13 protein-coding genes are annotated in these 12,780 nt (G+C 74.7%); 9 read left to right on the top strand and 4 right to left on the bottom strand.

What is annotated here, in order from left to right:
* Positions 1–8 precede the first annotated feature (8 nt).
* The gene (locus ACRYRX_RS09935) at positions 9–371 is read right to left on the bottom strand and encodes a TraR/DksA family transcriptional regulator (protein WP_432511698.1); all 363 of its coding nucleotides are present in this window, start codon (positions 369–371) and stop codon (positions 9–11) included.
* A gap of 7 nt (positions 372–378) precedes the next feature.
* Positions 379–1,533: a pyridoxal phosphate-dependent aminotransferase gene (locus tag ACRYRX_RS09930; RefSeq protein WP_432511835.1), complete on the bottom strand. Its 1,155-nt coding sequence runs from the start codon at positions 1,531–1,533 to the stop codon at positions 379–381.
* 298 nt (positions 1,534–1,831) lie between these two features.
* Between ACRYRX_RS09930 and rpsB the strand changes: the two genes are divergently transcribed.
* The 7 genes from rpsB to ACRYRX_RS09895 all read left to right on the top strand — a co-directional run bounded on the left by rpsB (position 1,832) and on the right by ACRYRX_RS09895 (position 7,905).
* Entirely contained in the window at positions 1,832–2,734 is a 903-nt protein-coding gene (gene rpsB / locus ACRYRX_RS09925; RefSeq protein WP_432511697.1) for a 30S ribosomal protein S2, read from the top strand.
* A 135-nt stretch (positions 2,735–2,869) separates the two neighbouring features.
* The gene (tsf, locus tag ACRYRX_RS09920) at positions 2,870–3,697 is read left to right on the top strand and encodes a translation elongation factor Ts (protein WP_432511696.1); all 828 of its coding nucleotides are present in this window, start codon (positions 2,870–2,872) and stop codon (positions 3,695–3,697) included.
* A 154-nt stretch (positions 3,698–3,851) separates the two neighbouring features.
* Complete coding sequence (gene pyrH / locus ACRYRX_RS09915) at positions 3,852–4,613, top strand: UMP kinase (RefSeq protein WP_432511695.1); 762 nt, start codon at positions 3,852–3,854, stop codon at positions 4,611–4,613.
* Between the two features lie 61 nt (positions 4,614–4,674).
* Positions 4,675–5,232, top strand: a complete 558-nt coding sequence (gene frr / locus ACRYRX_RS09910) for a ribosome recycling factor (RefSeq protein ID WP_432511694.1) — start codon at positions 4,675–4,677, stop codon at positions 5,230–5,232.
* An 8-nt stretch (positions 5,233–5,240) separates the two neighbouring features.
* Entirely contained in the window at positions 5,241–6,110 is an 870-nt protein-coding gene (locus ACRYRX_RS09905) for a phosphatidate cytidylyltransferase (RefSeq protein WP_432511693.1), read from the top strand.
* Positions 6,111–6,142: 32 nt separating this feature from the next.
* On the top strand, positions 6,143–7,324 hold the full coding sequence (rlmN, locus tag ACRYRX_RS09900; protein ID WP_432511692.1) for a dual-specificity RNA methyltransferase RlmN: 1,182 nt from the start codon (positions 6,143–6,145) through the stop codon (positions 7,322–7,324).
* A complete protein-coding gene (locus ACRYRX_RS09895) occupies positions 7,321–7,905 on the top strand; it encodes a DivIVA domain-containing protein (RefSeq protein WP_432511691.1) in 585 nt (194 codons plus the stop codon). Before rlmN ends, ACRYRX_RS09895 begins: the two co-directional genes overlap by 4 nt.
* 36 nt (positions 7,906–7,941) lie before the next feature.
* Here the strand turns inward: ACRYRX_RS09895 and ACRYRX_RS09890 are convergent, their stop codons facing one another.
* Both ACRYRX_RS09890 and ACRYRX_RS09885 read right to left on the bottom strand, forming a co-directional pair.
* Complete coding sequence (locus ACRYRX_RS09890) at positions 7,942–8,343, bottom strand: pyridoxamine 5'-phosphate oxidase family protein (protein WP_432511690.1); 402 nt, start codon at positions 8,341–8,343, stop codon at positions 7,942–7,944.
* 23 nt (positions 8,344–8,366) lie between these two features.
* Positions 8,367–9,731: a helix-turn-helix domain-containing protein gene (locus tag ACRYRX_RS09885; protein WP_432511689.1), complete on the bottom strand. Its 1,365-nt coding sequence runs from the start codon at positions 9,729–9,731 to the stop codon at positions 8,367–8,369.
* An 85-nt stretch (positions 9,732–9,816) separates the two neighbouring features.
* Here ACRYRX_RS09885 and gabT point away from each other — a divergent pair, with 85 nt between their 5' ends.
* Together gabT and ACRYRX_RS09875 are read left to right on the top strand one after the other, a co-directional pair.
* Positions 9,817–11,187 (top strand): 4-aminobutyrate--2-oxoglutarate transaminase, encoded by a 1,371-nt coding sequence (gene gabT, locus ACRYRX_RS09880; protein WP_432511688.1) that lies wholly within the window; start codon positions 9,817–9,819, stop codon positions 11,185–11,187.
* A gap of 32 nt (positions 11,188–11,219) precedes the next feature.
* The gene (locus tag ACRYRX_RS09875) at positions 11,220–12,686 is read left to right on the top strand and encodes an NAD-dependent succinate-semialdehyde dehydrogenase (RefSeq protein WP_432511687.1); all 1,467 of its coding nucleotides are present in this window, start codon (positions 11,220–11,222) and stop codon (positions 12,684–12,686) included.
* The last annotated feature ends 94 nt before the right edge of the window (positions 12,687–12,780 follow it).

The following is a 12,780-nucleotide window of genomic DNA, read 5'->3' as shown; positions in this document are numbered from 1 at the left end:
GCCAGGCGTCAGCGGGCGGCGCACCCCACGCACGTCGTCGCCCACGGCCGGGCCGCCAGGCGCTCGGCCGGGATCGGCGACCCGCAGCGCGCGCACGTGCCGAACCCCGGCTCCTCCAGGCGGGCCAGGGCGTCCCGCAGGGCGGCCAGGCGGGCGCGGACCTGCTCCAGCACCGCCGCGACCTGGGCGCGCTCGAAGGCGGTGGTCGAGCCCTCGGGGTCGTGCTCGTCGTCCGCGGTGCCCTCGGCGGCGACCTCCAGGGCGCTGGCCAGCTCGCGCTCCAGCCCGGCGACCCGGGCCACCGCGTCGGCCCGCTCCGCCTCCAGCGCCGCCCGCAGGTCCTCCCGGCCGCCGGGGCCGGTCGCGCTCACGGCCCGCTCACCGGCGCAGCGCCTGCAGCCGGTCGCAGGCCTCGTGCAGCACGGCGTCGGACTTGCAGAAGGTGAACCGGACCAGCGGCTCGACGGCCTGCGCCGCCACGCCCCCGGGGGTGCAGAACGCCGCCACCGGCACCCCGACGACCCCGGCCAGCTCCGGCAGCCGGCGGCACAGGTCGGTGCCGTCGGCGAACCCCAGCGGACGGGGGTCGGCGACGACGAAGTACGTCCCGGCCGGCGCCGCGACGGCGAACCCCGCCGAGCGCAGGCCCTCCAGCAGCAGGTCCCGGCGGCGCTGCAGGTCCGCGGCCAGACCGGCGTAGAACTCGTCGGGCAGCCCCAGGGCCGCGGCCACGGCCGGCTGGAACGGCCCGGCGTTGACGTAGGTGAGGAACTGCTTGACCGTGCGGACGGCGGCGACCAGCGGGGCCGGGCCGGTCACCCAGCCGACCTTCCAGCCGGTGACCGAGAAGGTCTTGCCGGCCGAGGAGATCGTCAGCGTGCGCTCGGCCATCCCCGGCAGCGCCGCGACCGGGGTGTGGGTGCCGCCGTCGAAGACCAGGTGCTCGTACACCTCGTCGCTCACCACGACGGCGTCGTGGCGGACGGCGAGCGCGGCCACGGCGGCCAGGTCCTCGGCGCCCAGGACGGTGCCGGTCGGGTTGTGCGGGGTGTTGAGCAGCACCAGCCGGGTGCGGTCGCCGAACGCGGCCTCCAGCCGGGAGCGGTCGAGGGTGAAGCCGTCCGGGCCCGGCAGCAGCGGGACCGACCGCTGCACGGCGCCGGCCAGGGCGATGACGGCGGGGTAGGAGTCGTAGGCCGGTTCCAGGACGACCACCTCGTCGCCGGGTTCGCACAGCGCCAGGACGCTCGCGGCGATCGCCTCGGTCGCCCCGGCCGTGACGAGCACCTGCGAGCCGGGGTCCAGCCGCAGGCCGTGGAACCGCTCCTGGTGCTCGGCCACGGCCTCCAGCAGGGCGGGCACCCCCACGCCCGGCGGGTACTGGTTGTGCCCCGAGCGGATGGCCGCCACCGCGTCCTCGAGCAGCGAGGCCGGGCCGTCGGCGTCGGGGAAGCCCTGGCCCAGGTTCACCGCGCCGGTGCGCAGGGCCAGCGCCGACATCTCGGCGAAGACCGTGGGGCCGAAGCGCCGCATCCGCGAGGTCGGGCCGGCGGCGGGGGCCGACGGGGTGCTGCGGTCGAGGCCGGTGCTCACGCGTCGTAGGATAGGTGGGCACCCGGTGCGCGTCCTTCGCCGTTCCCTCGGCGACGGCCCGGTCCGGGTGACATCGCGTCCCCCTTCCCTGCCCCCGCGCAGGGGGGAGCACCCTCTCGGTCCACCGGGTCACCCCGGCGGTCGGGTGCGCTCGGGGGGCCAGGCGCGGCGAGCCGACCGGCACGCTGCGGGACAACCGATCGGCCCCACCAGGGGGCCGGCGCGAGGAGGACCACCCATGGCCGTCGTGACGATGCGCCAGCTGCTCGAGTCCGGTGTGCACTTCGGGCACCAGACCCGCCGCTGGAACCCCAAGATGAAGCGCTTCCTCTTCACCGAGCGCAACGGCATCTACATCATCGACCTGCAGCAGTCGCTGTCGTTCATCGACCGCGCCTACGACTTCGTCAAGGAGACCGTCGCCCACGGCGGCACCATCCTGTTCATCGGCACGAAGAAGCAGGCTCAGGAGTCCATCGCCGAGCAGGCCAGCCGCGTGGGCATGCCCTACGTCAACCAGCGCTGGCTCGGCGGCATGCTGACCAACTTCCAGACGGTCAACAAGCGCATCTCCCGCATGCGCGAGCTCGAGGAGGTCGACTTCGACGACGTCGCCGCCTCCGGTCTGACCAAGAAGGAACTGCTCGTCCTGCGTCGCGAGTACGACAAGCTGACCAAGACCCTGGGCGGCATCCGGGACATGACCAAGGTCCCCTCCGCGGTGTGGATCGTCGACACCAACAAGGAGCACCTCGCGGTCGACGAGGCCAAGAAGCTGAACATCCCGGTCGTCGCGATCCTGGACTCCAACTGCGACCCGGACGACGTCGACTACCGCATCCCCGGCAACGACGACGCGATCCGCTCCGTCACGCTGCTGACCCGGGTCATCGCCGACGCCGTCGCCGCGGGTCTGCAGGTCCGCCACGGCGGCAAGACCGACGACGCCGAGCCGCTGGCCGCCTGGGAGCAGGACCTGCTCGCCGGCAGCGAGGGCGAGCAGACCGGTGGCTCCGAGTCCGCCGTGACCGCCGAGGGCTCCACCGCCCCCGAGGTCGCGCAGGCGCAGGCCGCCGAGGGCCAGCCCGCCGAGGCCGCGGCCGAGGCCGGCGAGCCGGCCGAAGCCACCGCGCAGGCCTGACCTCCCTCAGGTACGAACACAGGACGCCTGTGGTGACGCCCCGGGCCCTCCCAGGCCCGGGGCGTCCGTGCGTCCGCCCCCAGACACCCCCGCTGTCCCCGGGCACCGGGTACGGAACCGACGAGAGGAACGACCGTGGCTGCGTACACCGCCGCTGACGTCAAGGCGCTGCGCGAGAAGACCGGCGCCGGCATGCTCGACTGCAAGAACGCGCTCGTGGAGACCGAGGGCGACGTCGAGAAGGCCATCGAGCTGCTCCGCATCAAGGGCCAGAAGGGCGTCGCCAAGCGCGCCGACCGCGACGCGTCCAACGGCCTGGTGGCCGTGCACGTCGACGGCGGCCTGGGCGTCATGGTCCAGCTCAACTGCGAGACCGACTTCGTCGCCAAGTCCGAGGGCTTCGTCGCCCTGGCCGAGCAGGTGCTGGCCCAGGCCGTGGCCGTCGGCGCGACCGACTCCGCCGCCCTGCTCGCCTCCGAGCTCGACGGCAAGACCGTCCAGGCGGTCCTCGACGAGGCCAACGCCACCATGGGCGAGAAGATCCTCGTCCCGAACGTGGCGCGCATCGAGGGCACCCACGTCTCGGCGTACCTGCACCGCACCGCGACCGACCTGCCGCCGACCATCGGCGTGCTCGTCGCCCTCGACGTCGACAACGACGCCCTGGGCAAGGACATCGCGATGCACACCGCCGCGATGAGCCCGACGTACCTGACGCGTGACGAGGTCCCGGCCGAGAAGGTCGAGTCCGAGCGCCGCATCGCCGAGGAGACCGCGCGCGAGGAGAAGAAGCCCGAGGCCGCGCTGCCCAAGATCGTCGAGGGTCGCGTCAACAGCTTCTTCAAGGACAACGTGCTGCTGGAGCAGCCGTTCGCGAAGGACCAGAAGGTGACGATCACCAAGCTGCTGGCCGACGCCGGCGCCCAGGTGACCGCCTTCGCCCGCTTCCGCGCCGGCGTCTGAGCACCACCCGCGTGAGCTGACGGGGTGGGGGGACCACGGTCCTCCCACCCCGTTCGCACGTCCGGACCAGTCGCGGTGCACGCAGCGTGACCTCCACCACCCCGCTGGGGCAGACTGCCCCAGACCGCAGAGCAACCACCCGAGGAGCCCCCGCGTGAGCGAGCCCAGCCTGACCGTCGACCTCGCAGCGGGGACCGTCGAACCGCGACCGGCCTACGAGCGGGTCCTGCTCAAGCTCTCGGGGGAGTTCTTCGGCAACGGCCGGGTCGGCGTCGACCCCGACGTCATCGCGCAGGTCGCCCGGGAGATCGCCGGTCCGGTCAAGCAGGGCGTGCAGGTCGCGATCGTCGTGGGCGGGGGCAACTTCTTCCGCGGGGCGGAGCTGTCCCAGCGCGGGATGGAACGCAGCCGCGCCGACTACATGGGCATGCTGGGCACGGTCATGAACGCCCTGGCCCTGCAGGACTTCCTGGAGCAGGCCGACGTCTCCACCCGCGTGCAGACGGCGATCACGATGGGCCAGGTCGCCGAGCCGTACATCCCGCGGCGCGCGATCCGGCACATGGAGAAGGGCCGGGTGGTCATCTTCGGCGCCGGGGCCGGCATGCCGTACTTCTCCACCGACACCGTCGCGGCGCAGCGGGCGCTGGAGGTCCGCGCCGACGCCGTCCTGATGGCCAAGAACGGCGTCGACGGCGTCTACACGGGCGACCCGCGCCGGGACCCGGACGCGACGAAGCTGGACACCATCACCTACTCCGAGGCGCTGCGGAAGAACCTGCGCGTCGTCGACACCACCGCCTTCAGCCTGTGCATGGACAACCGCCTGCCCATGATCGTCTTCGGGATGGAGGGCCAGGGCGTGGCGCGCGCGCTGCGGGGTGAGAGGATCGGTACGCAGGTGATCGCGGACTGACGTCGTCCGCGGGCCTGCAGGGCGGACACGACGCGCCGGGACGAAGGACGAAGGGACCACCGTGATCGACGACACCCTCCTCGAGGCCGAGGAGAAGATGGAAAAGGCCGTCGAGGTCGCCAAGGAGGACTTCGGCGCGATCCGCACCGGCCGGGCGAACGCCGCGATGTTCTTCAAGATCATGGTGGACTACTACGGCGCGCCCACCCCGCTGCAGCAGCTGGCGAGCTTCCAGATCCCCGAGGCCCGCTCGGTGCTCATCACCCCGTTCGACCGCGGGGCCATGAGCGAGATCGAGAAGGCGCTGCGCAACTCCGACCTCGGCGTCAACCCCGGCAACGACGGCAACGTCATCCGGATCGTGCTGCCGCAGCTGACCGAGGAGCGCCGCAAGGACTACATCAAGCTGGCCCGCTCCAAGGCCGAGGACGCCCGCGTCTCGCTGCGCAACGTGCGCCGGCGCGCCAAGGACGAGATCGACCGCCTGGTCAAGGACGGCGAGGTCGGCGAGGACGAGGGCGGCCGCGCCGAGAAGGAGCTGGAGTCGGTGACCAAGAAGCACGTCGACGCCGTCGACGAGCTGCTGAAGAACAAGGAAGCCGAGCTCCTCGCCGTCTGAGCACCCCCGTGACCAGCGACACGACCCCCACCACGCGCAGGCCGCCGCGCAAGGCCGGGCGCAACCTGCCCGTCGCGATCGGCATGGGCGTGGCCATGGGGGGCGTGCTGGTCGCCAGCCTCTTCGTGCGCCGGGAGGCGTTCGGCGTCCTGGCCTGCGCCGCCGTCCTGTACGGCACGGTCGAGATGGTCCGCGCCTTCCGGGCCCGGCACCTGCGCATCCCCGTTCTGCCGCCCGTGGTGGGCACCCTGGCGATGCTGCCCGGGGCTTACCTGGGCGGGGGGGAGACGCTGTTCGTCGCCTACGCCCTCACGGTGCTCGCGGTGGTCGTCTACCGCCTCGTCGACGACGGGGGCGACCACGGGGGACCGGTCCGCGTCCCCGCCGTCCGCGACGTCGCCGGGGGCGTCTTCGTCGTCACCTACGGGCCGTTGCTGGCCGGGTTCGCCATGCTCATGCTCGCCGCCTCCGAGGGCGCCTGGCGGGTGCTGGTGTTCGTGCTGGTCGTGGTCGGCAGCGACGTGGGGGGGTACGCCGCCGGGGTGCTGTGGGGCAAGCACCCGATGGCCCCCTCGGTCAGCCCCAAGAAGTCCTGGGAGGGCACGGCCGGTTCCGTCGTGGTCGGCGCGCTCGCCGGCGGGCTCGCGCTGCCGCTGGCGCTCGGCGCCCACTGGTGGCAGGGCGTCGTCGTCGGCGTCGTCACCGTGGTGATCGCCATCGGCGGGGACCTGTCGGAGTCGATGCTCAAGCGCGACCTCGGCATCAAGGACATGGGCACCCTGCTGCCCGGGCACGGCGGCGTCATGGACCGCCTCGACTCGCTGCTGCCCGCGGCGCCGGTCGTGCACCTGCTGCTGGTGTGGTTCGTCGGCCCCTGAGGCCCCGGCAACGCCCTTACCATGGAGTCACGATGTCGACTCCCACTGACCTCCCGACGCCCCCTCGCGAACCGCTCCCGCTGGCCCCGGCCGGCCCCGGCAAGCTCGTGATGGCGGCTCCCCGCCGCGGCAAGCCGCCGCGGCACTTCGTCGACCTCGAGCCCGCCGAGCGCGGCGAGGCGATGGTCGCGCTGGGGGAGAAGGCGTTCCGCGGCAAGCAGCTCGCCACCCAGTGGTTCGAGCGGCTCGAGGACGACCCGGCGAGGATGACCGACCTGCCCGCGGCGAGCCGGGCGAGGATCGCCGACGCGCTGCTGCCGACGCTGCTGACGAAGGTCCGCACGCTCACGGCCGACCGCGGGACCACGGTCAAGACGCTGTACCGCCTACACGACGGCGCCCTCGTGGAGTCGGTGCTCATGCGGTACAAGAACCGGGACACGATCTGCATCTCCAGCCAGGCCGGCTGCGGCATGAACTGCCCGTTCTGCGCCACCGGCCAGGCGGGCCTGACGCGCAACCTGTCGACGGCCGAGATCGTCGAGCAGGTGACGGCCGCCTCCCGGGCGCTGGCCCGCGGTGAGGTCCCCGGCGGCGAGGGGCGCGTCAACAACGTCGTCTTCATGGGCATGGGCGAGGCGCTGGCCAACTACAAGTCGGCCGTCGCCGCGGTGCGCCGCCTCACCCAGCCCGCCCCGGACGGCCTGGGGATCTCCGCGCGCGGGGTCACGATGTCCACCGTCGGGCTGGTGCCGGCCATCGACAAGTTCGCCCAGGAGGGGATCGCGGCGACGCTCGCGCTGAGCCTGCACGCCCCCGACGACGAGCTGCGCAACGACCTGGTGCCCATCAACCAGCGGTGGAACGTCGGTGAGGCCCTCGACGCGGCGCGCCGCTACTTCGAGGCCACCGGCCGCCGCGTCAGCATCGAGTACGCGCTGATCAAGGACATCAACGACCAGGCCTGGCGCGGTGACCGCCTCGGCAAGCTGCTCAACGCCCGCGGCCGCGGCTGGGTCCACGTCAACCCGATCCCGCTGAACCCCACGCCGGGGTCGAAGTGGACCGCGAGCGACCCGGCGGTGGAGAAGGCGTTCGTCGCCGCGCTGGAGGCGCGCGGCATCCCCACGACCGTCCGCGACACCCGCGGTAGCGAGATCGACGGCGCCTGCGGCCAGCTCGCCGCCATCGGCCCCGAGCAGCCGACGGCGTGAGCACCGGGCTCGAGGGCGTCTCGCTCAGCCGCCTGCTGGCCGAGCGCCCGGCCCGGGCCGCCCGGCTGCGGCGCGGCTACCGCGTCGCCGACGTCGACCTGTTCCTCGACCACCTCCGCAAGGCCGTCCCGGCCGGGCGGGTCGCGTCCGCGCAGGTCCGGGCCGTCGGCTTCGGGGCGCAGTTCGGCGGGTACGACGTCGCCGACACCGACGACCTGCTGGCCGACGTCGAGGACGTCCTGGCCCACCGCGAGCGCGCGCAGGCGCTGGCCCAGGCCGACCAGCGGCCCTACACCGAGCGCCGGGCGGCGCTGGGGGCGGCGATCGCCGGACGCCTGCGGGAGGACCGCGGCGACCGGTTCCCCCGCGCGCGGGGCCTGCGCCGCGGGTACCACCCCCGCGACGTCGACGACCTGTGCGAGCTGCTGGCCGACCACTTCCGGGGCGAGGCGCGGCTGACCGCGGCCGACGTCCGCGGAGCCCTCTTCCGGCCCCGCCGCGGCGCCCGCGGCTACCGCGAGGCGCCCGTGGACGCCTTCCTGGACCGCGTGGTCGAGCTCATGGTCACCTTCGACCGCTGACCGTCCCGACCGCCCACCGGTGGCCCGCCGCGGGCGTCAGTCCCACGGCGGCACGGACCCGAGCACCCGGTCGACGCTGATGACGACCACGACCCGCTGCGGGTTCTCCCGCGGCGTCCGGTACCGCCGGGCGTAGCGCTCCTCGGCGTCGCGCACCGACGCCGGGTCGTCCAGCACGCGCCCGACGCCCTCCAGGGACAGCCAGCGGCGGCCGTCGACCTGCGCCACCACGCACCGCGAACCGCGGCGGGCGTGCACGGCCTTGCGGCTCGCGCCGGAGGTGATGACGCGGGCCTCACCGGTCGCGGGGTCGAACGTGAACCCGACGGGCACGACGTGCGGGGAGCCGTCGCGGCGCAGGGTCGTCATCGTCGCCAGGTGCCGCTCGGTGAGGAACTCCAGGGCGGACGGGGGCAGGTCGGCGGGGTCGAGGGCCACGGGCGCAGTCTGTCAGCGCCGGCTCAGCCCGCTGCGCCGGTGCCCGTGCTCCCACCGGTGGCGGTCAGCGCCAGCCACAGCTCGGCCCGGTCGGTGGGGTCGTCGAGCCGGACGCCGAGGACCTCCTCGACGTGGCGCAGCCGCTGCCGCACGGTGTTGCGGTGCACGCCGAGCGCGTCGGCGACCTGCTGCCGGGCGCCGTGGTGGGCCAGGAACGCCGCCAGCGTCGGCCGCAGGCCGTGCTCGTCCAGCCCGGCCAGCCGCTGCCGAGCCCACCCGGCCAGCGCGCCGGGGTCCAGCAGCGCCGGCAGCGAGCGCGCGTCGGCGTGCACGACCGGGCGGTCCGCGCTCGTGCGGGCGAAGGCGCGGTCGGCCTCGGAGGGGTCGGCCCCGGCCAGCGGGCCGGGGCGGCCGACCCCCGCCCGGCCCGGCCAGCCGGCCGTGTCCACGCCGGGCGGTGCGAGGGCGTACCGGTCGCCCACCAGCAGCCCCGGCGGGGGGACCCCGGCCCAGCGGACGACGACGACGGGGTCGGGCACGGCGGTGCCGGTCGCGGCGGCCAGGCGCACGGCCACGTCGGGCCGGCCGGTCACCACGAGGTCGACGACGCAGGCCCGCACCTGCGCGCCGCCCTCCGGGCGGGTCGTCAGCAGCCCGAGCAGCGCCGCGGCCGTGCCGATGCTCGAGCGCGCCGCGCGGGGCAGGTCAGGCGCACCGGCCACCAGCAGCCAGCGGGACCCGCCGGCGGCGCGCAGGACGAGGGACCCGGTGGCGCTCACCTCGGTCCACGCCGCCCGCGCGCCCTGGGCCCGGACCCGGCGCAGCCCGTCCAGCGCCGCCACCGGGGGCGCGGCCGGGGCGCTCGCGGCCCGGACCGCGCCGGTGTCGTCCAGCAGCCACGCCGTCCCGCCGACCGCCCGCGCGGTGCGGCGCAGGACGGCCGCGGGGCCGTCCGGCCCGGCGGCGGCGGCGGTCAGGTCGCGGCCCACGCGGGCGGCGGCGGCCTCCGCGTCGTGCTCGTGGCGGCGCAGCAGGTCCGCCAGGCGCCGGGAGACGGCGATGAACGGCGTGGCGACCGGGACCTCCACGAGGGCCAGGTCCGCGGCGGCCGCGGCGGCCACCAGGGTGCGGGGCACGTGGGCGTGGGACAGCCCCACGCCGAAACCGACGCCGGCCGCGCCCGCGGCGACCAGCCGGTCGACCCAGCCGCTCCAGCCGGCCCGCGGCGTGCGCAGGCCGGTCGTCAGCAGCAGCTCACCGCCCTCGAGGAACGGGGTGGGGTCGTCCAGCTCGCTCGTCGCGACCCAGCGCACCGTCACCGCGGGGTCCCCCCCGACCAGGCGCAGGTGCAGGGCGCCGGTGGCCAGGAGGTCGGCGAGCTGCACCACGCTGTGCAGTATGCACCGTCACGCACGGCTGCACTGTGCGTCCCGGACACAGACGTCGAGGGGCGCGGAGCCCTACCGTCGCGTCATGACGACGCTCAGCCCCGACGCGCAGCAGCGCCCCGCCACCCAGGGCGGACCCGCCCTCCCGCAGGAGATCCGGCTCGTCACCGAGGTCCCCGGACCGCGGTCGCGCGAGCTCGCCGCCCGGCGCAGCGCCGCCGTCTCGGCCGCGGTGGGGTCCTCGATGCCGTTCTACGCCGAGGCCGCCGGTGGGGGCGTCGTCGTCGACGTCGACGGCAACTCCTACGCCGACCTGGGCTCCGGCATCGCCGTCACGACCGTCGGGAACGCCGCGCCCGCGGTCGTCGCCGCCGTCACCGAGCAGGTGGCCCGGTTCACCCACACCTGCTTCATGATCACCCCGTACGACTCCTACGTGGAGCTCGCCGAGCGCCTGGCCGCCCTCACCCCCGGCGACTTCCCCAAGAAGAGCGCCTTCTTCACCTCCGGCGCCGAGGCCGTCGAGAACGCCGTGAAGATCGCCCGCGCGCACACCGGGCGGCAGGCCGTCGTCGTCTTCGACCACGCCTACCACGGCCGCACGAACCTCACCATGGCCATGACGGCCAAGAACATGCCGTACAAGAACGGGTTCGGGCCCTTCGCCCCCGAGGTCTACCGGGCGCCGCTGAGCTACCCGTTCCGCGACGGCCTCGACGGCCCCACCGCCGCCGCGCGCGCCATCGCCGTCATCGAGAAGCAGGTCGGTGCGCAGAACCTCGCCGCGATCGTCATCGAGCCGATCCAGGGCGAGGGCGGGTTCGTCGTCCCGGCCCCCGGGTTCCTGCCCGCCCTGGCCGCCTGGGCCAAGGAGAACGGCGTCGTCCTCGTCGCCGACGAGGTCCAGACCGGCGTCGCCCGCACCGGAGCCTGGTTCGCCAGCCACCTCGAGGGCATCGAGCCCGACCTCGTCACCATCGCCAAGGGCGTCGCCGGCGGTCTGCCGCTGTCGGCCGTCACCGGCCGCGCCGAGATCGTCGACGCCCCCGTCACCGGCGGCCTCGGCGGCACCTACGGCGGCAACCCGCTCGCCACCGCCGCGGCGCTCGCCACCCTGCGCACCGTCGAGGACGAGGGCCTCCTCGAGCGGGCCCGGCAGATCGAGGACCTGCTGTTCACCCGCCTGCGGGCCCTGGCCGAGCGCGACCCGCGCGTCGGGGACGTCCGCGGCCGCGGCGCGATGGTCGCCGTGGAACTCGTGCGCCCCGGCACCACCGAGCCGGACGCCGCGCTGGCCAAGCAGGTCGCGGCCGAGGCGGCCCAGCAGGGCGTCATCGTCCTGACCTGCGGCACCGACGGCAACGTGCTGCGCTTCCTGCCCCCGCTGAGCATCGGCGACGACCTGCTGCACCAGGCGTTCGACGTGCTGGACCGCGTCTTCGCGGCCTCCCGCTGAACCCCTGCCGCCGACCCGAGAGGATCGACCCCATGAGCACGAGCACCCGTGAGAAGGAACTGCTCGCCGCCGTCCCCACCGGCCTGTTCATCGGTGGGCGGTGGCGCGAGGCGACCGGCGGGAAGCGGGTCGCCGTCGAGGACCCCGCCACCGGCCAGACCCTCGTCGAGATCGCCGACGGCACGGTCGAGGACGGCACCGCCGCCCTCGACGCCGCCGTGGCCGCCGCCCCGGCGTGGGCCAGGACCCCCACCCGCGTCCGCGCCGAGATCCTGCGCCGCGCCTTCGACCTCGTCGCCGAGCGCGCCGACGACTTCGCCCTGCTCATGACGCTGGAGATGGGCAAACCCCTGGCCGAGGCCAAGGGCGAGGTCGCCTACGGCAACGAGTTCTTCCGGTGGTTCTCCGAGGAGGCCCCGCGCATCGCCGGCCGCTACTCGCAGAACCCCGTCGGCGGCTCGCGGCTGCTGACCATGAAGCAGCCCGTCGGCCCGGTCCTGGCGATCCTGCCGTGGAACTTCCCGCTCGCCATGGGCACCCGCAAGATCGCCCCCGCGCTGGCGGCCGGGTGCACCATCGTGGTCAAACCCGCCACCCAGACGCCGCTGACGACCCTGTACCTGGCGCAGACCCTCGCCGACGCCGGGGTCCCCGACGGGGTCGTGAACGTCGTCACGACGTCGACCACGAGCAAGGTCGTCGCCCCGCTCATCGCCGACCCGCGCCTGCGCAAGCTGACCTTCACGGGGTCCACCCCCGTCGGGAAGAAGCTCGTCGAGCAGTCCGCCCAGCAGCTGCTGCGGATCTCCATGGAGCTGGGCGGCAACGCCCCGTTCCTGGTGTTCGACGACGCCGACGTGGACAAGGCCGTCGAGGGCGCGATGCTCGCCAAGATGCGCAACCAGGGCGAGGCCTGCACGGCCGCGAACCGGTTCTACGTCCAGCGCCCGGTGGCCGAGGAGTTCTCCCGCAAGCTCGCCGAGCGCATGGGGTCCCTCGTCGTCGGCCGCGGCACCGAGGAGGGCGCGCAGGTCGGCCCGCTCATCGACGGCCGCGCTCGCGACGACGTCGCCCAGCGCGTCACCGAGGCCGTGGCCGCCGGGGCGCGGGTCGTCGTCGGCGGCGCGCCGGTGGGGGACCAGGGGTACTTCTACGCGCCCACCGTCGTCACCGACGTGCCCGCCGGGGCCCGGCTGCTGACCGAGGAGACGTTCGGCCCGGTCGCCCCCGTGGTGGTCTTCGACACCGAGGAGGAGGGCATCGCCCTGGCCAACGACACCGAGTACGGGCTCATCGGGTACGCCTTCACCCAGGGCCTGGACCGCGCGATGCGGGTGGCCGAGGCGCTGGAGACCGGCATGGTCGGCCTCAACGCCGGGGTCGTGTCCAACGCGGCCGCCCCGTTCGGCGGGGTCAAGGCCAGCGGGTTCGGCCGCGAGGGCGGCGCCGAGGGGATCGAGGAGTACCTCGAGACGAAGTACGTGAACTTCCCGCTCTGACGCGCGACGACGCGGGGGGGCCGCCCCCCCCCGCGCGGGGGGCCCCCGCCGTCCCCCGCCGAGGGCGGGGGTGGGGGGGGGGGGGGGGGGGGGT

It is taken from the genome of Kineococcus lubricus, from assembly GCF_050871965.1.
Lineage (GTDB): Bacteria > Actinomycetota > Actinomycetes > Actinomycetales > Kineococcaceae > Kineococcus.
Note: the sequence above shows the minus strand (reverse complement) of the source record. Positions and strands in the feature narration are given on the sequence as shown.

Excerpts from the sequence above, each read along its gene's own strand:
- ACRYRX_RS09875 (WP_432511687.1), top strand. The coding sequence starts at position 11,220 with ATGAGCACGAGCACCCGTGAGAAGGAACTGCTCGCCGCCGTCCCCACC.
- gabT (WP_432511688.1), top strand. The coding sequence starts at position 9,817 with ATGACGACGCTCAGCCCCGACGCGCAGCAGCGCCCCGCCACCCAGGGC.
- rlmN (WP_432511692.1), top strand. The coding sequence starts at position 6,143 with ATGTCGACTCCCACTGACCTCCCGACGCCCCCTCGCGAACCGCTCCCG.
- ACRYRX_RS09930 (WP_432511835.1), bottom strand. The coding sequence starts at position 1,533 with ATGCGGCGCTTCGGCCCCACGGTCTTCGCCGAGATGTCGGCGCTGGCC.
- rpsB (WP_432511697.1), top strand. The coding sequence starts at position 1,832 with ATGGCCGTCGTGACGATGCGCCAGCTGCTCGAGTCCGGTGTGCACTTC.